Annotated in this window: 19 protein-coding genes; 14 read left to right on the top strand and 5 right to left on the bottom strand. The window is 69.2% G+C overall.

What is annotated here, in order from left to right; translation table 11 throughout:
* Positions 1–447: 447 nt before the first annotated feature.
* A complete protein-coding gene (locus tag K3N28_RS21975; RefSeq protein WP_228094900.1) occupies positions 448–1,221 on the bottom strand; it encodes a transposase family protein in 774 nt (257 codons plus the stop codon).
* A gap of 262 nt (positions 1,222–1,483) precedes the next feature.
* Here K3N28_RS21975 and K3N28_RS21970 point away from each other — a divergent pair, with 262 nt between their 5' ends.
* The 4 genes from K3N28_RS21970 (at position 1,484) to K3N28_RS21955 (ending at position 4,371) form a co-directional block, all read left to right on the top strand.
* On the top strand, positions 1,484–1,834 hold the full coding sequence (locus K3N28_RS21970) for a hypothetical protein (RefSeq protein WP_228094899.1): 351 nt from the start codon (positions 1,484–1,486) through the stop codon (positions 1,832–1,834).
* An 8-nt stretch (positions 1,835–1,842) separates the two neighbouring features.
* The gene (locus K3N28_RS21965; RefSeq protein WP_228094898.1) at positions 1,843–2,802 is read left to right on the top strand and encodes a hypothetical protein; all 960 of its coding nucleotides are present in this window, start codon (positions 1,843–1,845) and stop codon (positions 2,800–2,802) included.
* A complete protein-coding gene (locus K3N28_RS21960) occupies positions 2,799–3,860 on the top strand; it encodes a hypothetical protein (RefSeq protein WP_228094897.1) in 1,062 nt (353 codons plus the stop codon). The genes K3N28_RS21965 and K3N28_RS21960 overlap by 4 nt, the downstream gene beginning before the upstream one ends.
* A 61-nt stretch (positions 3,861–3,921) precedes the next feature.
* A complete protein-coding gene (locus tag K3N28_RS21955; protein WP_228094896.1) occupies positions 3,922–4,371 on the top strand; it encodes a DUF2269 family protein in 450 nt (149 codons plus the stop codon).
* A gap of 16 nt (positions 4,372–4,387) precedes the next feature.
* Here K3N28_RS21955 and K3N28_RS21950 read toward each other — a convergent pair whose 3' ends face one another.
* Both K3N28_RS21950 and mca read right to left on the bottom strand, forming a co-directional pair.
* Positions 4,388–4,972 (bottom strand): YqgE/AlgH family protein, encoded by a 585-nt coding sequence (locus tag K3N28_RS21950; protein WP_228094895.1) that lies wholly within the window; start codon positions 4,970–4,972, stop codon positions 4,388–4,390.
* A 258-nt stretch (positions 4,973–5,230) separates the two neighbouring features.
* Complete coding sequence (gene mca, locus K3N28_RS21945; RefSeq protein ID WP_374209856.1) at positions 5,231–6,082, bottom strand: mycothiol conjugate amidase Mca; 852 nt, start codon at positions 6,080–6,082, stop codon at positions 5,231–5,233.
* A 218-nt stretch (positions 6,083–6,300) separates the two neighbouring features.
* Here mca and K3N28_RS21940 point away from each other — a divergent pair, with 218 nt between their 5' ends.
* Together K3N28_RS21940 and greA are read left to right on the top strand one after the other, a co-directional pair.
* Positions 6,301–6,759, top strand: coding sequence for a DUF4307 domain-containing protein (locus tag K3N28_RS21940; protein WP_228094893.1), 459 nt, complete (start codon positions 6,301–6,303; stop codon positions 6,757–6,759).
* Between the two features lie 141 nt (positions 6,760–6,900).
* Positions 6,901–7,395 (top strand): transcription elongation factor GreA, encoded by a 495-nt coding sequence (greA, locus tag K3N28_RS21935; protein WP_228094892.1) that lies wholly within the window; start codon positions 6,901–6,903, stop codon positions 7,393–7,395.
* A gap of 103 nt (positions 7,396–7,498) precedes the next feature.
* On the opposite strand, the gene K3N28_RS21930 is transcribed toward greA, so the two are convergent.
* Positions 7,499–8,773 carry an ABC transporter ATP-binding protein gene (locus K3N28_RS21930; RefSeq protein WP_228094891.1) on the bottom strand — a complete coding sequence of 425 codons (1,275 nt, stop codon included), beginning with the start codon at positions 8,771–8,773 and terminating at the stop codon, positions 7,499–7,501.
* A gap of 356 nt (positions 8,774–9,129) precedes the next feature.
* Here K3N28_RS21930 and ilvA point away from each other — a divergent pair, with 356 nt between their 5' ends.
* From ilvA to K3N28_RS21905, 5 genes are all read left to right on the top strand, one after another.
* Complete coding sequence (gene ilvA / locus K3N28_RS21925) at positions 9,130–10,344, top strand: threonine ammonia-lyase (RefSeq protein ID WP_228094890.1); 1,215 nt, start codon at positions 9,130–9,132, stop codon at positions 10,342–10,344.
* Positions 10,345–10,347: 3 nt separating this feature from the next.
* Entirely contained in the window at positions 10,348–11,037 is a 690-nt protein-coding gene (locus tag K3N28_RS21920; protein ID WP_228094889.1) for a uracil-DNA glycosylase, read from the top strand.
* A gap of 23 nt (positions 11,038–11,060) precedes the next feature.
* Positions 11,061–11,312, top strand: coding sequence for a hypothetical protein (locus K3N28_RS21915; RefSeq protein ID WP_374209854.1), 252 nt, complete (start codon positions 11,061–11,063; stop codon positions 11,310–11,312).
* Between the two features lie 123 nt (positions 11,313–11,435).
* Complete coding sequence (locus K3N28_RS21910) at positions 11,436–11,621, top strand: hypothetical protein (RefSeq protein WP_228094888.1); 186 nt, start codon at positions 11,436–11,438, stop codon at positions 11,619–11,621.
* A gap of 272 nt (positions 11,622–11,893) precedes the next feature.
* Positions 11,894–12,712 carry an alpha/beta hydrolase gene (locus K3N28_RS21905; protein ID WP_374209855.1) on the top strand — a complete coding sequence of 273 codons (819 nt, stop codon included), beginning with the start codon at positions 11,894–11,896 and terminating at the stop codon, positions 12,710–12,712.
* Between the two features lie 127 nt (positions 12,713–12,839).
* Here the strand turns inward: K3N28_RS21905 and K3N28_RS21900 are convergent, their stop codons facing one another.
* Positions 12,840–14,147, bottom strand: a complete 1,308-nt coding sequence (locus tag K3N28_RS21900; RefSeq protein WP_228094886.1) for a protein kinase — start codon at positions 14,145–14,147, stop codon at positions 12,840–12,842.
* A gap of 334 nt (positions 14,148–14,481) precedes the next feature.
* Here K3N28_RS21900 and chvE point away from each other — a divergent pair, with 334 nt between their 5' ends.
* The 3 genes from chvE (at position 14,482) to mmsB (ending at position 18,521) form a co-directional block, all read left to right on the top strand.
* Positions 14,482–15,567, top strand: a complete 1,086-nt coding sequence (gene chvE / locus K3N28_RS21895) for a multiple monosaccharide ABC transporter substrate-binding protein (protein ID WP_304608753.1) — start codon at positions 14,482–14,484, stop codon at positions 15,565–15,567.
* A gap of 102 nt (positions 15,568–15,669) precedes the next feature.
* The gene (mmsA, locus tag K3N28_RS21890) at positions 15,670–17,220 is read left to right on the top strand and encodes a multiple monosaccharide ABC transporter ATP-binding protein (protein WP_228094885.1); all 1,551 of its coding nucleotides are present in this window, start codon (positions 15,670–15,672) and stop codon (positions 17,218–17,220) included.
* Positions 17,220–18,521: a multiple monosaccharide ABC transporter permease gene (gene mmsB / locus K3N28_RS21885; protein ID WP_228094884.1), complete on the top strand. Its 1,302-nt coding sequence runs from the start codon at positions 17,220–17,222 to the stop codon at positions 18,519–18,521. Before mmsA ends, mmsB begins: the two co-directional genes overlap by 1 nt.
* Position 18,522 lies beyond the last annotated feature (1 nt).

Below are 18,522 nucleotides of genomic sequence, written 5' to 3'. Positions count from 1 at the left end.
GCTCTTGTGAAGTTGTCAGTTTATCCACCTGGGCCGAAATTGTGGATAGGGAAAATGTTCTCAAGATCTCGCACTTTCGTTCGAGAAGATGAGAATCGAAACGGTGCGGCCGTTTTCGCCTCCGCGGCAGCTGCAATGTTGGTGGGGATATCTGTCTCGTTGATCTTCAGTGGGGAAATCCTGCTTGGATTGGCAGTAGAGGTCTCAATGGTCCTACTTGGGATTGCCGGGTTCCTTGTTTGCGATCGTGTGCGAAGAGATCGTGTTTCCTTAGCGTCGATTAGTCTGTGATTCAAGACTCCTCAGCCCAGAGGTGGCGATGAGGTCCGCAATTCCGGTAGTCACCTGGTGACCGTCAGGGCAGTCGTGGCTACCTCGAAGTGACCGGTCCTCTTCAGCGGCCTCACCCTTCGATTTTGGGTAGCGGTAAGCGACACTGAGCCTTTCTCAACCTGATTGGTTCTCTTGGTGGTTCAGTGCGGCGATGGCGCGGGCGATCGGGGTGGCCCGGTTGGGATCGCAGCGGAGTTTCCTCAGGACACGCCACTTCTTCAACTCGGTGAAGGCCCGCTCGCCAGGGCCTCGGAGCCGGGCGTGGAACCGGTTGTGCTCCTTCTGATACTCAGGTTTGCCCTTCCCCTTGTAAGGCGTGACCACCAGTTCGTGGTCCAGGCCCTGGTAGCCCTTGTCGGCCAGGGCGAACAGGCCGTGCTCGCGCAGCAGTCTGGGCAGTTGCCAGATCCGGGCCGCCTTGGTGTCGTGGACGGACCCGCGGATCGCGCCCGAGACCCACAGCAGGTTCCCGCGCCAGTCGGTGATGGCCTGGAAGTTCATCCCATGGCAGCGATGCTTGCCCTGGTAATAGGGCCGGTCGGCGGCGAGCCGGTCGGTAGGGATGAGCGTGCCGTCGAGGATGACATAGCCCCGGCCCGAGCGCTTCGCGCGGCGCAGGCCCTCGCGGAGTTTCGGAGCGCCGGCGGCGAGTAGGCCGATGGTCTCGTGGATGCGGCGGGCGGCAGTGGCGCGGGAGATGCCGAAGCCGGGTGCGAGTTGGTCGTAGGTGTGGCCCTGGTGTAGGTAGGCGAGGGTGAGCAGGGCCTGGGCACCAGGGTTGAGCACCCGCCATCGTGAGCCGATCACGGCTCGGTGGGCGCGGACGAGCCGCGAGGTGAAGGTCAGGGTGCGACTCGACAGCGGCAAGGCCGCCTGGTACAACAGCATGGAAGCTCCTGGGAGACAACGTGTTTGGCGACTGTTGTTGTACCAGGAGCTTCTTCATTGCCGTGCAACGGAACTCCCCCAGGTTGAGAAAGGTTCACTAGGCTCCACTGACAGGCCGGGCCCGGACGCTCTCGCGTCCGGGCCCGGCCTTCTCGTACGCCCGGTCGACGGGTTCCGGGGCAGCCGTTCCGTCAGGCTTGGCCGCCGCTTCGTAGGATGCAGGCCGGATGCCGATCGCACCCCCCCAGGAAGGAACCCTCCCTTGGTCGTCCAAGACATCGATGCGATGGATCAGTCACGGGACCGCCTCACCGAGCTGGCCGACGACGCGCAGGCCCTCAAAGAGGCCGCCGCGGACGCCGATCCCGAGTTCGGCACATGGGGCCCGTTCCTCGGCGCCCTGGTGGGCCTCGCCTACAGCGGCTTCGTCAGCTGGCAGGTCACGGCCCTCATGGAGGACGTGCCCGCCGCGATCGAGGCGCACGCCATCCGGCTCGACGCCTGCGCCCGCGCCTACCAGGCCACCGACGAGGACATCGCCGCGCAGCTCGCCATCGTCAACAGCTCGCTGGACGAGGTCGCCGCGGCCGTCACGCAAGCGCAGATCTGCTAGGGCCCGGCATGAGCGATCTCGGTTACAAGAACCCCGGCTACGACATGGACGGGATGGTCGGCGACCAGCCCTCCACGGACTTCCTGTCCGTCAACCCCGTCTCCGACGGCCTGGGCATGACCGCCTACGGCGCGGGCAAGAACCTCTACGACTCCTTCCAAGGCGAGGACGTCGACATCGTCAAGGCCTCGGCGGCGACCATGGAATTGGGGGCGCAGGCGGTCGGCTGGATCACCGACCCCCTCGGGGCCCTCATCAGCAACGGCCTCGACTTCCTCATCGCGGTCATCCAGCCGCTGGAGGACATCCTCGGCTTCGTGACCGGCAACCCCGACCGGCTGCAGAACGCGATCGACCGCTGGAACACCATCGAGCAGGCCTGCTACGCGCTCGCCCAAGAGGTGCAGCACGTCTCGGGCGCCGGCCTCGGCGAATGGGACGACCAAGCCGCCGCGATCGCGAAGACGCGCATCAGCGAACTCGCCGACGCGATCGGCGGCATCGGCGTCAAGTCCGCCACCTGCCAGCACTGGCTCTCGGTCGCGCAGGCGCTCGCGCAGACCCTCCAGGAGGTCATCAAGTCGATCATCTCCAGCTTCCTGTCGCAGCTGATCACGACCTGGCTGGCGGCGCTGGCCGCGGCCGCGGTCACCTTCGGCGGCTCGACCGCCGCGGCGGCGTCGTGGACCGCGGTCATGTCCGCGAGGAACGTCATGCAGGCCACCAGGGCCCTCGCCCAGGGCAAGAACATCTCCGCGATGCTCCAGGCCTCCATCAAGACCGTGACCACCGACCTGGCCAAGGCCGGCGAGGTGCTGACGAAGATCAAGACGATCACGCCGATCGCGACCGCCACGGCCAACAACCAGGCCACCCGCAGCCGCGACAACCACTCCCGGGCCGGTGACGGCGGGTCCGAGTACGACGGCCAGGGCTTCAGCGACATCTCCGGGACGATCCACTCGTGAGCCGCTTCACCCCCCTGGTCGAAGGCTGGGAGGCCCGGGCGCACCCCCGGGCCGAACACCGCGTCCTGCCCGGCGGCACGGCGCGGCCGGGCCCGGACCGCACCGTGCTGCGCCTGCGGCTCGGCAAGGTCGGCGAGGGCGGGTGGCGGCCCCGGAACATGCCGGACGGCTGGGTCTACCCCGGCACCCCGGTGGTGCTCATCGACGGCATCCCCTGCGTGCAGGGCTTCGGCGAGGTCGATGTGGCGCTGCCTCTGGGCGGCCACGACGTCGAGGTGCAAGGCGGTGGCTCCCGCGGCTGGTGGCGCATCGAAGCAGGGACCGGCGGCATCGTCGAGCTCGACTTCGTGAACGACCTGACCCAGGACCGGACCTCGGGCCGGCGCTGGTACTTCGGGCCGCCGGTGCGGCGGCACCGCGCGCGGCACATGCGCTCCTCGCGCGTCAAGGCCCAGCCGTGGCAGCCGCTCGACGCGACGCCCGCACTGGAACCGCCGGGCGCGATCGCCCCCATGGCTCCTTCGCGTCCAGAGGTCCCGACCGGATGCGGCGCGCTCGTGATCGACCTGCGCTGGGAACTCGTGTGGCAGCGCCTCGCCCACCCCGAAGGCACGGGGCTGCGCCAGATGCCGCTGTACGGCGAGCCGCTGCCCTCGCGCCGCCGCCCGTGGCTGGAGCGCCCGACCCTGCTCGTCGACGACACCGTCCTCGACGCCAGGTGGGCGCGACTGGTCATACCGCTGCGTCCCGGCTCGCACGCGATCGACCTGGCCGTGCCCGCGACCTCCGGTGAGGACGGCGATGACTTCGTCTCCCACCAGGACACGGTCGCGATCGCGGCCGGCCGGCTCTGCCGGCGCTCGATCACCGCCGAGGTGCTCCAGGTCCACGACGGCGAGGACTACCGGCTCGACGTGCTCGCGGTGACCAGCGAGGCGCACCGGCCCGCCCGATCGCTGCCGCCGTACCCGGCGACGCGGCCGCCGTTGCGCCGCATGGACGGCGAAGACCGCGGGCACCGGCCCTACAGCGTCGACCAAGCACACTTCGAGCACTGACGGTTCCGTCAGAGACGCCATTTTTCAGATAGTCCTACCGTTATGTCCGTAAGATCGCGGTATGCACACGCTGTTGTCGATCCTGCACGTGCTGACGGCGGTGATCGTCGTCGGCCCCGCGATGCTCCTGCCGTGGCTCGGCGAGCGGGCCCTGCGCGAGCGCGACGGCGACCGGGTGCACCGGGCCGGGCGCCGCTGCATGGCGTTCAACGCGCTCACGGTCGTCGCGGCCCTCTTCGGGGCGCTCACCACCGTCACCGGAGAGCGGTACTCGTTCGCCGATCCCTGGCTCATCGTCGCGGGCACCCTGTACGTGGTCGCCGTCGTCAACGGTGCGGCCGTGATCCCCGGGACCCTCGCGCGCATCGGCAAGGAGCTCCAAGACGGCCACGGCATCATGGACGGCGAGTCGCTGGAGCAGCACCGGGCCCGACTGCTGACCCTCGCGACGCTGAACTTCGTCCTCTACCTCTTGATCGTGATCCTCATGGCCTGGCGGCCCGGGGTATGACGGGGAGCGGCGCGGCTCAGTTCATCGCGGGGTCGGCGGGGAAGTGCGCGACCGCGGAGAGCAAGCCGCCCTGGCGCTTCCACACCATGGACCACAGCTCCTCGGGATTGGTCGAGAACGGGTCGGCGGGCAGGGCGTCGAAGACCATCCACGCGCCCGCCTCGATCTCCGCCTCCAGCTGGCCCGGCGCCCATCCGGCGTACCCGGTGAACACCCGCATCCCCTCCAGCAGCGGCGCGACCTCGTCCGGGTCCCGGGAGAGGTCGAGGGTGCCGAGCCGCCCCAGCACGGGACGGAACGCCTCGTTGAATGGCGCGTCGGCCTTCCGCCAGCCCAGTCCGATCGCCGCGTCCGGCTGGACCGGGCCGCCTTCGAAGAGGACCGCGGGGTGCCCTGCCAGGTCGGCCCACTGGTCGAGGTAGTGGACGACCTGCCGCTCGGTGGCGCGGTTGAGGACCACGCCGAGCACCCCGTCGGATTCGTGTCCGACGCCGATGACGACCGTGCGATCGAAGTTCGGGTCCTGCAGCGTGGGCGTGGCGACGAGGAGACTGCCGACGAACGACTTGGTGCGCGCCGGTGTTGTTTCGCGACTGACCATGGGTCCACCTCCGTTCTGCGCCCGCCTCCGCGTGTCGTGCCCGGTCCGGGGTTCGACCCCGTTCACCCGGCACGGTAACCCGCGGGAGCGCGCTTGCAGCAAGGTTCCCGCACTTTCCGAGGAAATACAGCGTGGTGTCAGGAGCCCGACAGTTGTTTCCTCACCGAGGGTGCGCGAAGCCCGACGATCCGGCACGGCGGTGGCGCCCCAGCCGTCTGGAGTGGATGATGGGGCGCCAGAGGCCCCTGGGGCGCAGCGCTACCGGAGGCCGGCGAAGAGGTCGTTCTCGGGCAGGCGCGTCTCGACGTGCGACTCGACCAGTTCGAAGTCCTCGGTGGGCCAGGCCTTCTGCTGGATCTCGCGCGGCACGGCGAACCAGAACCCGTCCGGGTCGATCTGCGTCGCGTGGGCCTTCAGGGCCTCGTCGCGGATGTCGAAGTACTCGGCGCACTCGACCTTGGTCGTGGTCCGCTCGCTCTTGTCGCGGGTCCAGTCCCCGGCTTCCATCCAGTCCTTATAGGGCGATTCGAGGCCGGCCGTGACCATCGCGTAATGCAGGGCCTCGATCCGGGCCTTGCCGAAGGAGTGGCTGTAATAGAGCTTCAGCGGCTGCCACGGCTCCCCGACGTCCGGGTACCGCTCGGGGTCGCCCGCGGCGCGGAACGCCTCGATCGACACCTCGTGGGTCTTGACATGGTCCGGGTGCGGGTAGCCGCCCTCCTCGTCGTAGGTGGTGACCACGTGCGGTTTGAACGCGCGCATGATCGCCACGAGCGGCGCGGCGGCCTCCTCGGTCGGCACCAGGTAGAAGGCGTCCTCGGGCAGCGGCACGCCCGACTCGGGCAGCCAGCCGTCCGGGAGCCCCGAGTCGGTGAAGCCCAGCCAGTGCTGCTTGACGCCGAGGATCTCCCGGGCCCGGGCCATCTCCTCATTGCGGATCTGCGCCAGGTTCTCCTGCACTTCCGGGCGGTCCATCTTCGGGTTCAGCACGTCGCCGCGCTCGCCGCCGGTACACGTGACGACGAGGACCTCGACGCCCTCCCGGACATAGCGCGCCATCGTCCCGGCGCCCTTGCTGGACTCGTCGTCGGGATGGGCGTGCACGCACATCAGGCGCAGCTCGCTGGACGGATTCGTCACGTCGGTCAACCTCACTGGCGGGTGTCATTCGTGGAAGGCTCGGCGCACTGGAACCGACGCGCGCACAGCGGTAGTTGTCGGCTCTGGCATTCTGTGCAACGATACTCGATAATCAATGCTTCCCGGTTCTTCCAGGAACCGTGGGCTCACGGCGACCGAACCGCTGTTCGCGAACGGAAAGCGACGCAATGACTGAGACGCAGGCCACGGATGGGCGCGTGCAGGCGGTGTCCGCCCGGGACGCCGCCGACGTGACCTTCCCCGACGGTCGCTACGGTCGCCGCCGCGCTCCTCGCCGTCGCCGCCCGGCGGTGACCGTGGTCCTCACGGTCGCGGTCGTCGCGGCGGGACTCGTCGCCGCCTGGCGCCTTTCGGAGCTTTACGGCCAGAACGACGTCTCCGAGCGCCTGCTCGGCTTCGACGACTCCGTGCCCGGCCAGGTGACGGTCGAGTTCGAGGTCTACAAACCGGCCGGCGAGGGCGCCGTGTGCGCCGTCAGATCCCGCGACCTCGCGGGCGCCGAGATCGGATACGCCGAAGTCGAGATCCCGGCGGACGATGCCACGCATGTCGAGGTGGCGTATGCGCTCGCCGTGGAGGGCCAGCCCAATACCGGCGAGGTCCTGAGGTGTCGCCAGGCGGACTGAATTTCGACTTTCGGCCCGTCGCACCGCATTTCGGTCGGCGGGCCTTTCGCTATCCGGGATCGTGACCCGGAGCGGCGAGGGCCTTCACGCAGCGACAGGGCCTGACAGTACGGATCGCACTATTCGGAGGATATGGAACACATGGCTACCGACGCAAACCAGGGCACTTGGCTCACCCAGGAGGCCTACGACCGCCTCAAGAGCGAGTTGGACGAGCTCATCGCGAACCGTCCGGTGATCGCCGCCGAGATCAACGCCCGGCGCGAGGAGGGCGACCTCCGCGAGAACGGCGGCTACCACGCCGCCCGCGACGAGCAGGGCAAGCAGGAGGGCCGCATTCGCCAGCTCGAGGACCTGCTGCGCAACGCGAAGGTGGGCGAGGCGAAGGAGAGCGACGAAATCCAGATCGGGACCGTCGTGACGATCGCCTTCGACGGCGACCCGGACGACACCGAGAAGTTCCTCCTCGGCTCGCGCGAGATCGCGGCCACGACCGACCTCACCGTCTACAGCCCCGACTCGGCGCTGGGCGCGGCCATCCTCGGCCACAAGGTCGGCGACACCGTCACCTACAAGACCCCGAAGGACATCGAGATCTCGGTGAAGATCATCGAAGCCGAGAAGTTCCTGGGCTGACGGCCCGCGGGCCGCACCGGGCGGGTAAGCGCACGGCCCGGTGAGCACGAATCGATCGACGACGCCGCGGGGCCCTTCCACGAGGGCCCCGCGGCGTTCCGCTTCAGGCGCGCTGCGTCCATCCGACGTCGATGCGCTTGCCGTACTTGTCGAAGTAATGCAGCGCGTCCATGTGGACGGCCACGGTGATCGGCTGCCCGGCCGAGACGGGGATGTGCGGGGGCAGCCGGAAGACCAGGTCGGCGGGCTTGCGGATCGGGCCGGTGTCGGCCTCGCGCTGCTCGACCGCGGGCTGGCCGAACCCGGAGAACAGCCCGCCGAGGCGGCGGCGCGGCTTCGAGCCGCTGCGCGCCAGGTCCGGCTTGTCGCCGATGCCGTCCGGCACGACCGCCGTCGCGCCGATGTCGAGGAACACGAGGGTCTCGTGGCCGTGGTGCTCGTAGAACCGCACCCGGCCCTGGATCGACTGGCCCGGGTGGCCGTCCGCGACCGGTGCGAGCGCCTCGGCCCGCATCCCGACCACGATGGTCTCGCCGTGGTAGCGCGCCACGGCCCGCCCGCGCAGGTCGTGCCACGGCAGCCGCAGCTCCTGCTCGCCGAAGTCGAGGGCCACGTACCGGTCGAGGTAGACGTTGACGCGCGCCTCCACGAGGTTCATGCGCGGGGTGCCCAGGAACGCGGCCACGTACATCGTCGCCGGCCGCTCGTACACCTCGTCGGGGGTGCCCACGTCCTGGAGGACGCCCTTGCGCATGACCGCGACCCGGTCGGCCATCGTGAGCGCCTCGGTCTGGTCGTGCGTGACGTACAGGGTGGTCGCGTCGTGGCGGCGCACCAGCGAGGAGATCTCGGTGCGCAGTTCGGCGCGCAGGCCCACGTCGAGGTTCGAGAGCGGCTCGTCCATGAGGAAGAGCTTCGGGCGCCGCACGAGCGCGCGCCCCATGGCGACGCGCTGCTGCTGGCCGCCCGAGAGCTGGTTCGGCTTGCGGTCCTTGAGGTCCGAGATGCCCAACGCGCTCGCCATGTCGCCCACCGCGTCCGGCACGGACTGGGCGCCGTTCTGCTTGCCGAGCTTGAGGGGGAACCCGATGTTGTCGGCGACCGACATGTGCGGGTAGAGCGCGAACGTCTGGAAGATCATCGCCGCGTTGCGCTCGCGCGGCGGGAGGTCGTTGGCGTACTGGCCGTCGAGGAGGATCTCGCCGTCGGAAGGCGTCTCCAGCCCGGCGACCATCCTCAGCACGGTGGACTTGCCGCAGCCGGACGGCCCGAGCAGGACCAGGAATTCGCCGTGGTTGACTTCCATGCTCAAGGAGTCCACGGCCAGGGTATCGCCGGGGAACACCTTCGAGACGTTCTTCAGCGTGACAGCAGTCACCGTTGACTCCAGGGGTTCTAAGGGGATGGATGGGATCGGTGATGGGCGAGTGACGAGGACGGGCCATTGCGGAAGCGTGTCCTGCAAGCTTCTTCATGGTTAAGAGTTGAATGTTCGTAGCTTAAGCCTTCCGGTCTCGCGAAGTAGCGGCGGTCACCCATTGTCGCGGACGTCCAGTGGCGTGCGCTGCGCTCCTCGCACTTGGTGCCACCTGCGGTTTCAGACGTCCCACGCTTGTCGCCCACGACGCATCAAGATCGGCATTTCGGTCTACAGTAATCGCTTTCAGGCCATTGGGCGGTGCGCCGCGATCGATGCGCCCGAGCCCTCGGGCCGGTGCGCACTACGATCGAGGCGTGACGGAGCTCGTGACACTCGCCGACGTCCGCGCCGCGGCCGTCGAACTCGCCGGGGTCGTGCGGCGCACCCCGCTCGAACCCTCCCGCGACCCCGTCCTCGACGGCGTCCACCTCAAGTGCGAGAACCTGCAGCGCGCGGGCTCGTTCAAGATCCGCGGCGCGTACATGCGCGTCTCGCACCTGGACGAGGGCCAGCGCGCCCTCGGCGTCGTCGCCGCCTCCGCGGGCAACCACGCCCAAGGCGTCGCGCTCGCCGCCTCGACCCTCGGCATCCGATGCACCGTCTTCATGCCCGAGTCCGCGCCGCTGCCGAAAGTCGCCGCGACCAAGGGGTACGGCGCCGAGATCATCCTCGGCGGCGACAACGTCGACGACGCCCTCGACTCGGCCCGCGCCTTCGCCGAGCGGACCGGCGCGACCCTCATCCACCCCTTCGACCACCGCGACATCGTCACCGGGCAGGGGACCATCGCCCTCGAGATCCTCGATCAGCTGCCCGAGACCGGCACCATCGTGACGTCCGTCGGCGGCGGCGGGCTCATCGCCGGCATCGCCGCCGCCGCGAAGCAGCTCAAGCCCGACATCCGAATCATCGGCGTCCAGGCCGAAGGCGCCGCGGCCTACCCGGACTCGCTCGCCGCCGGGAAGCCCGTGCGCCTCGACAAGATGCACACCATCGCCGACGGCATCAAGGTCGGCCTCCCCGGCAAGGTCCCCTTCGCACACGTCGCCTCTCTTGTGGACCAGATCGTCACCGTGACCGAAGAGGACATCAGCCGCGCGCTCCTCTCACTCCTGGAACGCAACAAGCTCGTCGTCGAACCCGCCGGGGCCACCGCCTACGCCGCGCTCCTGAACTACTCCGTCGCCCACGAGGGCCCCGCCGTCGCCGTCCTCTCCGGCGGCAACATCGACCCGCTGCTGCTGATGCGGCTCATCGAACACGGCCTGGGGGCCTCGGGCCGCTTCATGCGGGCGAACCTGCGGTGCGCCGACCGCCCCGGCGCGCTCGCGTCGATCCTCCGGCTCATCGGCGCCTACGGCGGCAACATCGTCGACGTCTACCACCAGCGCTCCGATCCGCGCCTGTCCGTCGGCGAGGTCGCAGTGGACCTCTCGATCGAGACGCGGGGATCGGAACACACGAGCGAAATCGTTGCGGCCCTCCGCGACGCGGGGTATTTCGTGTCAGTGGAGGGACTTAGCATCTGAGTCATGCAGAAAACTCTCGATGAACTCATGGAGCCCGGCTGGGCCAAGGCCCTCGAACCGGTGGCCGACGACGTCGCCAAGATGGGCGAGTTCCTTCGCGCCGAAGTCGCCGCAGGACGCAAGTACCTCCCCGCCGCCGAGCACATTCTCCGCGCCTTCCAGCAGCCGTTCGACCAGGTCAAGGTGATCATCGTCGGGCAGGACCCCTACCCGACCCCCGGCCACGCCATCGGCCTCTCCTTCGCCGTCGCCCCCGACGTGCGGCCCCTCCCCAAGAGCCTGGTCAACATCTTCAACGAGTACCGCGACGACCTCGGCTACCCGCTGCCCGCCAACGGCGACCTCACCCCGTGGGCCGAGCAGGGCGTCCTGCTCCTCAACCGCTCACTCAGCGTCGCCCCCGGCACGCCCGCCTCGCACCGCGGCAAAGGCTGGGAGTCGGTCACCGATCAGGCCATCCGCGCCCTCGCCGAGCGCGGCGGCCCCGCCGTCGCGATCCTCTGGGGCGCCGACGCCCGCAAGCTCAAGGACCTCCTCGGCCCGATCCCGTCCATCGAGTCGGCCCACCCGTCGCCGCTGAGCGCCCGCCGCGGCTTCTTCGGCTCCAAGCCGTTCAGCCGCGCGAACCGGCTCCTCGTCGAGCAGGGCGGTGAGCCGGTCGACTGGCGGCTCCCGGCACTCGAGACCTCCTAGGCCGTTCGGGATACGGTTGACCCGTGGGTATGGAGATCTTGGCGAACGCGCCGTTGGCGCAGGTCGTCGCGCAGACGCAGGAGTTCGGTCCGGAACGCGACCAGGCGATGGCCGGGCCGTTCGGGCTGTTCGTGACCGTGTTCCTCGTCGTCGTGACGGTGCTGCTCGTCCGGGGGATGAACAAGCACGTCAGACGGCTGAACGAGCGCGTCGCGCGGGAGGCCGCCGAGGCGCGGGCCGCCGACGGCGGACAAGACGACCCCGCCCGCGCCTAGGCCGCCCGCCACGACCGAGACCGACCGATGCCGCGCAAGAACCGTCGCCGGAGCGAACCTCGGCGGCCGACTTCGGCCGCGCAGGACCCGACCCTGATCGACGGACCGAACGGACCCCTGCGCGTGCGCCGCATCCCCGGCGAGAGCGCGGCGAAGGCCTACCGGTGCCCCGGCTGCGACCTGGAGATCCAGCCGAGCACCCCGCACGTGGTGGCCTGGGCCGACGACGGCGACGGCGACGACCGCCGCCACTGGCACACCGGCTGCTGGAACGCCAGGGACCGGCGCCGCCCGGGCCGATGGCGCTGAGCCGCACCGACGACGACCCCTGAGGGGCCGGACCCGCGGGTCCGGTCCCTCGACGCTGCCGTCCTCTTTCGGGTGACACGAGCGCCGCGAAGGCCCGTTCTCGTCGTACCCGCGCGCAACGATGGCGCCTACCTTTCCCCGGGCGGGCGGGGGCTCGGGACGGCGGCCCTCCGCGGCCCGCCCGCCGTCCGGTGCCAGGTGCGCCACACGGGTGTCCTCCCGCGCGCCGTTCCGGGGATAATTCCCGCGTGGCTGTCATCAGATCCGCGAGCATGCTCCCCGCCAAGCGCGAGGCGCTCACGCTCCAAACCGCCGACGGGCTCGACCTCGTCGGCGAACTCGCCCTGCCCGCCGACCGCGAGCCCGAGGCGACCGTCATCTGCGTCCATCCGCTGCCCACCCACGGCGGCATGATGGATTCGCACATCTTCCGCAAGGCCGCCTGGCGGCTGCCCGCGCTGGCGGACATGGCGGTGCTGCGGTTCAACACCCGCGGCACCGCATCCCAGCAGGGCAAGAGCCAGGGCGCGTTCGACAACGGCGTGGGCGAGCGCTTCGACGTCGCCGCGGCGGTCGAGTACGCCGAGTTCGCGGAGCTCCCGCGGGTGTGGCTGGTCGGCTGGTCCTTCGGCACCGACCTGACGCTGAAGTACGGTCTGGAGCCGGGCGTCGAGGGCGCGGTGCTCCTGTCCCCGCCCCTGCGCTACACCAAAGAGGACGAGCTGGAGCGGTGGGCCGAGGACGGCCGCCCGCTCCTGGCGCTCATCCCCGAGCAGGACGACTACCTCCAGTACCCGGAGGCCGAGCAGCGCTTCGCGGCCGTGCCGCAGGCGGAACTCGTGGAGATCGAGAACGGCGGCCACCTGTGGGTCGGCAAGGCCGAAGAGGCCCTGGACCGCATCGTCGGCCGCATCCTCCCCGATCGCGCCCCGCTCCCGACGACCTGGGACGGTCCGATGGAGCGCGGCGACACCTCCGCCTACGCCGACAAGACCGTGGCCGCCTTCGGCGGTTTCCTGCCGAAGGCGGACGAAGAGCAGGGCCTGCCGACCACCGGCGACGGGCGGGATCCGAAGTCGGGCGAGGCGTAGCGCCTTCCGGCGCCCGGTCGCGACCGGCGCACGTCCCGAGCGATTCCCGGGCCTCGCGGCGGACCGCCGGGGGGCCCGGTCGTCCACCCTTCGAAGACGATGCGGCCGTCTTCGGATCGGTGCCGGCTCAGGGGCACTCGAGGAACTCGGCGATCGAGGCCGGCAGGGCCGCTTCGCCGCAGTCGGTCACGGCGACGAGGTGGTCGCCCTCGATGCGCCACGCGTGGCGCTCGGTCGCGCCTTGGCCGTCGCCCCCGGAGCCGCCCGGGTAGGTCACCGTGGCGGCCACGTAGTCGCCGTCGTCGGCGCACCAGCTCTCGACGATGTGGCCGTCCTCCAGCTGCTCGCTGATCCGCCCCCCGAGCACGGCCTGGTCGGAGCACACCGCCGCCGACTCCTCGGGGTTGGTGGCCGCGTACGTCGCCAGAGCGGCGCCGCCGAGCAGCGCTCCCGTCAGGGCCACGGCCGCGGTGGCGGTGGCGATCGACCGCAGCCTCGGGCGCATGCCGACGCGTTCGCGGCCGGGCCGGTAGGGCGCGAGCTCGGTCGAGACGGCCACGGTGACCGGTCGCAGCCCGCGCCGGGGGAGGAGCCCCGCGGCCACGGCGCCGGGACGCGGGCCCGGGGCCTTCGGGCCGTCGAGCTGCAGTCGCGTCAGCTGTTCGCGGAAGGCGTCGGCCGAGGGCCGCCGGCGCGGATCGGGCCTGAGGGCCGCGCCGATCACGTCGGTGAGTTCGGCGTCCACACCGGGGATGTGCGGCACGGGGGCGGCGCGCAGCAGCGGGTCGGCGGCGTCCTCGCGGGCGTGGCGCACCCACGGCAGCCTGCCTCCAAGGGCCGCGTAGAGGGCCGTGGCGAGGGCGTAGACGTCTCCCGAAGGGCTGGCGGCCACCTCGCCCGCGACGGCGGCGTCGAGGTGTTCAGGGGCCGTGTAGGACGTGGGCGGCAGGGGCGCGGCCAGGACCGGGGCGGTGACGTCGTAGGCGGTGAGCTCGAGGTGGTGCCCCGAGCCGACGAGGATGTGGGAAGGCTGGATGGCGCCGTGGATCAGCCCGGCCCGGTGGTAGACGGCCACGGCGTCGCTCAGGGCGACGCCGAGCGCGCGGACCTGCCCGGCGGGCATGGGCCCCTGCTCGGCCAGGAGATCGGCGAGGGTGCGCCGCGAGGTGCCGACGGCCAGATAGGGGCGGCCGTTCTCGGTGAGCCCGACGGCGGTGCAGGGGGACAGATGGGGGTGGGCGGGGAGGCCGGTGAGCTTCGCGGCCCATTCGAGGAAGACTTCGCGGCGGGAGCCGTCGACGCGCTCATGCGCGACGGTGACGCACAGCAGGTCGGTGGGGGCCGACGCGACGGTGCCGCTGAAGACGCTGCACACCGCGTCCCGGTGCAGTAAACGGTGGACGGCTGCGGGTCCGACGGTCTGGGGGCTCGACATCCTCACCTCCTCAGGGGTCCGCTGTTCGGTGTCGTGATTTGGCACTAAATGTGAGGCTAACCCATCCGAACGGTCGAGCGGTAGTCGGCCGTTGAGTTGTGGCACGATCAGGTGACCAGGTCGATACGCACGGTCATTTCCCTCGGAGCGTCCAGTGTCCGATGCGCCCCGAGGGGGCGGTGTGTCGCAATTCAACGATCTTGAAAAGCAACGATTCGGACACGAGAGGCATCCGCTGTTGACGGTTGTCGAAAAACGTTGAACTATCGAAACCGTCTTGACCCCAGGGCGACGTCGGCCGTGCGCCGACACCGCCCGGTACGAAGGAGTACTAATGAACGTCAACCGACGGCACCTGCTGACCGGCACGATCGGCGCCGCGGCCGTGGCCATGGTCGCCTCCGCCTGCGCGTCCGAGGACGGCGGCGACGGTTCCGGCAGCGGCAAGAAGGTCGGCATCGCGATGCCCACGAAGACCTCCGAGCGCTGGATCCTCGACGGTGACAACCTGAAGAAGTCGTTCGAGGAAGAGGGCTACGAAGTCACTCTGCAGTACGCGAACGACGAGCCCGACGAGCAGGTCAGCCAGATCGAGACCATGGTCGGCCAGAACGTGGACGTGCTGGTCATCGCCGCGATCGACAACAAGTCCCTCAGCGGCGTCCTGGCCCAGGCCAAGGAGCAGGACATCACGGTCATCGCCTACGACCGCCTCATCCTGGACACTCCGGACGTCGACTACTACGCGAGCTTTGACAACACCAAGGTCGGTACCCTCCAGGGCACCTACATCGTCGAGGCGCTCGACCTCGCGAACCAGGCCGGCCCGTTCAACCTCGAGCTCTTCGCCGGGGCGTTGACCGATAACAACACCAAGTACTTCTTCCAGGGCGCCTGGGAGGTGCTCCAGCCCTACGTGGACGAGGGCAAGCTGGTGATCCCGTCCGGGCAGACCGAGCTCGAGCAGATCGCCACCGAGAACTGGGACGGCGCCGTCGCCCAGGAGCGCATGGACAACATCCTGTCCAACTTCTACCAGGGCGGCAACCAGGTCCAGGCGGTCCTCTCGCCCTACGACGGCATCAGCCGCGGCATCATCGCCTCGCTCGAAGGCAACGGCTACACGACCCTCCCGGTCGTCACCGGCCAGGACGCCGAGGTCGAGTCGGTGAAGTACATCATCGACGGCAAGCAGTCGATGACCGTCTACAAGGACACCCGCGAGCTCGCGGCCACCACGGTCGACATGGTCGTGGCCGTCCTCGACGGCAACGAGCCCGAGGTCAACGACGACTCGACGTACGACAACGGCGTCAAGGTCGTCCCGGCCTACCTGCTGGAGCCGGTGAGCGTCGACGTGAACAACTACCAGGAAGTCGTCGTCGACTCCGGCTACATCGACGCCGAAGACCTCGCGTAGTCCGTTTGCGCCAAGCCTTTTCCTCGGGGACGCCCATGCCCGCCACGGGCGTCCCCGAACCTCTCCCCAGAGCTGTCCATTCATTTCAAATAGGACGAAGCAATGTCTGAAGACATCCTCCGTATGCGGGGGATCACCAAGCGGTTCCCCGGCGTGCTCGCGCTCTCCGGGGTCGACTTGGAGGTCAAGCGGGCGACGATCCACGCGCTCGTCGGCGAGAACGGCGCCGGCAAGTCGACGCTCATGAAGATCCTGTCGGGCGTCTACGCCCACGGCGACTTCGAAGGCGAGATCGAGTTCGACGGCGAGCCCGCACAGTTCCGCAGCATCCGCGATTCCGAGGCCGCCGGCGTCGTCATCATCCACCAGGAGCTCGCCCTCGTGGGCGAGCTCTCGATCGCCGAGAACATCTTCCTCGGGAACGAGCGCAAGAGCGGCGGCGTCATCTCCTGGGACCGCACCAACACCGAGGCGGCCGGCCTCATGCGCAAGGTCGGTCTCCACGACAACCCGGCCACGCTGGTCGAGAAGATCGGCGTCGGCAAGCAGCAGCTCGTCGAGATCGCCAAGGCCCTGTCCAAGGACGTCAAGCTCCTGATCCTCGACGAGCCCACGGCCGCGCTCAACGACACCGACTCCGAGAACCTCCTGGAACTGCTCAAGCAGCTCCGCGAGGAGGGCGTCACCAGCATCATCATCTCCCACAAGCTGGGCGAGGTGCTGGCGGTGGCCGACCGGATCACGGTGCTCCGCGACGGCCAGTCCATCGAGACGCTCGACAACGCCGAGGACGACGTCACCGAGGACCGCATCATCAAGTCCATGGTTGGCCGCGACCTCGAGCACATGTACCCGCCGCACGAGCCCAAGATCGGCGAGGTCTTCTTCGAGATCGAGGACTGGACCGTCTACCACCCCGAGCAGCGCGACCGCGTCATCGTCAACCGGGCGGCCCTGAACGTCGCCCGCGGCGAGATCGTCGGCCTGGCCGGGCTCATGGGCGCCGGCCGCACCGAGTTCGCCATGAGCGTGTTCGGCCGCAGCTGGGGCTCGAACATCTCCGGCCGGGCGCTCATGGACGGCAAGCCGCTGCGCCTGCGCAACGTCCCCGAGGCCATCGAAGCCGGCCTCGCCTACGCGACCGAGGACCGCAAGCACTACGGCCTGCACCTCGAATACGACCTGCGGGAGAACTTCACCCTGCCCGGCCTGGGCAGGCTCTCCAAACGCGGTGTCGTCGACCAGGACGGGATCAACGCCGTCTCCGAGCGCCTGCGCAAGGAGTTCGGCGTCAAGGCGCCGTCGGTCTACCAGCTCGCCGGCAACCTCTCCGGAGGCAACCAGCAGAAGATCGTGCTCGGCAAGTGGGTGTTCACCGAACCCGAGCTGCTCATCCTCGACGAGCCGACCCGAGGCATCGACGTCGGCGCCAAGTACGAGATCTACGAGCTGATCCAGAAACTGGTCGACCAGGGCAAGGGGGTCCTCATGATCTCCTCCGAACTGCCCGAGCTGATCGGCATGTGCGACCGCATCTACGCGATGAGCGCCGGGCACATCACCGGCCAGGTCGACCGCGAGAACGCCACACAGGAAGAGCTGATGCGGCTCATGACGCTTGACGTCGCATCCGGGGGAGAAGAACTACGCTGATGAGCACCGTCCAGACCACATCACGGCCGAACCCGTTCTCGGCCCTGAAGCACCTCAACCTTCGTTCCTACGGCATGATCATCGCCCTGGTGCTGATCATGCTGCTGTTCCAGGTCCTCAACGTGACCTTGCAGAACGAGAACTTCATCACGCCGCTGAACCTGACGAACGTGATCCTGCAGAACTCGTACATCCTGATCCTCGCGATCGGGATGATGCTGGTGATCGTCAACGGCCACATCGACCTGTCGGTCGGCTCGCTCCTGGCCTTCTGCGGCGCCGTCTCCGCGATCGCGCTCTCGCACTGGGACCTGCCCTGGTTCCTCGCGGTGCTCATCGCGATCGCCCTCGGCGCCCTCGTCGGGGTCTGGCAGGGCTTCTGGATCGCGTACGTGCGGATTCCCGCCTTCATCGTGACCCTGGCGGGCATGCTCATCTTCCGCGGCCTGACCCTGAAGGTCCTCGACGCGGAGACCATCGGCACCCGCGGCACCTACAACCAGCTGGCCTCCGGCTACGACGTCCTCGGCGTCGACCTGCGCATGCCGACGCTCGTCGTCGGCATCGCCGGCGCGGCCCTGTACGTGCTCCTCCAGGTCCGCGGCCGCAACCGCCAGCTCAAGGCCGGCATCGCCGGGTCCTCGCAGTTCGCGTGGCTCGCGAAGGTCGTCGCCGTGGCGGCCGTGATCGTCGTGGCCTCGTACGTCTTCTACTCGTACAAGGGCCTGCCGATCATCGGCTGGATCCTGCTGGGCCTGGTCCTGCTGTACACCTTCATCGCGAACCGGACCGTGTTCGGCCGCCACGTCTACGCGGGCGGCGGCAACGAGAAGGCCGCGCTGCTCTCGGGTGTGAAGACCAAGAAGACCACGTTCTGGGTGTTCGTGAACATGGGCGCGCTGTCCGGCCTGGCCGGCGTCATCGTCACCGCCCGCCTGCACGCGGCCACGCCGGGCGCGGGCGAGATGTTCGAGCTCAACGCGATCGCGTCCTCGTTCATCGGCGGCGCCTCGGTCACCGGCGGCGTGGGCACCATCATCGGCGCCGTCATCGGCGGTCTCGTGATGGGTGTGCTCAACCAGGGCATGCAGGTCCTCGGCATCGCCACCGACACCGTGCAGATCGTCCTCGGCCTGGTCGTCCTCGCCGCGGTCCTGTTCGACGTCTGGAACAAGAAGCGCGCCACCGGCGGCGGCCTCATGCCGCCGATCGTCGGCACCACTCCGGGCGGGTCCGGCGAGGCCAAGAGCAAGGGCAAAGAGGGCTCCGGCAAGGAGCCCGCGAAGGCCGGCTCCAGTTAAC

This window comes from Glycomyces sp. TRM65418, from assembly GCF_019710475.1.
GTDB lineage: Bacteria > Actinomycetota > Actinomycetes > Mycobacteriales > Micromonosporaceae > Glycomyces.
This window is presented reverse-complemented; position numbering and strand designations above follow the sequence as displayed.

Bases quoted from the DNA above. Each gene is read 5' to 3' on its own strand.
- K3N28_RS21975 (WP_228094900.1), bottom strand. From the start codon at position 1,221: ATGCTGTTGTACCAGGCGGCCTTGCCGCTGTCGAGTCGCACCCTGACC.
- K3N28_RS21965 (WP_228094898.1), top strand. From the start codon at position 1,843: ATGAGCGATCTCGGTTACAAGAACCCCGGCTACGACATGGACGGGATG.
- K3N28_RS21955 (WP_228094896.1), top strand. From the start codon at position 3,922: ATGCACACGCTGTTGTCGATCCTGCACGTGCTGACGGCGGTGATCGTC.
- K3N28_RS21950 (WP_228094895.1), bottom strand. From the start codon at position 4,972: ATGGTCAGTCGCGAAACAACACCGGCGCGCACCAAGTCGTTCGTCGGC.
- mca (WP_374209856.1), bottom strand. From the start codon at position 6,082: ATGTGCGTGCACGCCCATCCCGACGACGAGTCCAGCAAGGGCGCCGGG.
- K3N28_RS21940 (WP_228094893.1), top strand. From the start codon at position 6,301: ATGACTGAGACGCAGGCCACGGATGGGCGCGTGCAGGCGGTGTCCGCC.
- greA (WP_228094892.1), top strand. From the start codon at position 6,901: ATGGCTACCGACGCAAACCAGGGCACTTGGCTCACCCAGGAGGCCTAC.
- K3N28_RS21920 (WP_228094889.1), top strand. From the start codon at position 10,348: ATGCAGAAAACTCTCGATGAACTCATGGAGCCCGGCTGGGCCAAGGCC.
- K3N28_RS21905 (WP_374209855.1), top strand. From the start codon at position 11,894: ATGCTCCCCGCCAAGCGCGAGGCGCTCACGCTCCAAACCGCCGACGGG.
- K3N28_RS21900 (WP_228094886.1), bottom strand. From the start codon at position 14,147: ATGTCGAGCCCCCAGACCGTCGGACCCGCAGCCGTCCACCGTTTACTG.
- chvE (WP_304608753.1), top strand. From the start codon at position 14,482: ATGAACGTCAACCGACGGCACCTGCTGACCGGCACGATCGGCGCCGCG.
- mmsA (WP_228094885.1), top strand. From the start codon at position 15,670: ATGTCTGAAGACATCCTCCGTATGCGGGGGATCACCAAGCGGTTCCCC.
- mmsB (WP_228094884.1), top strand. From the start codon at position 17,220: ATGAGCACCGTCCAGACCACATCACGGCCGAACCCGTTCTCGGCCCTG.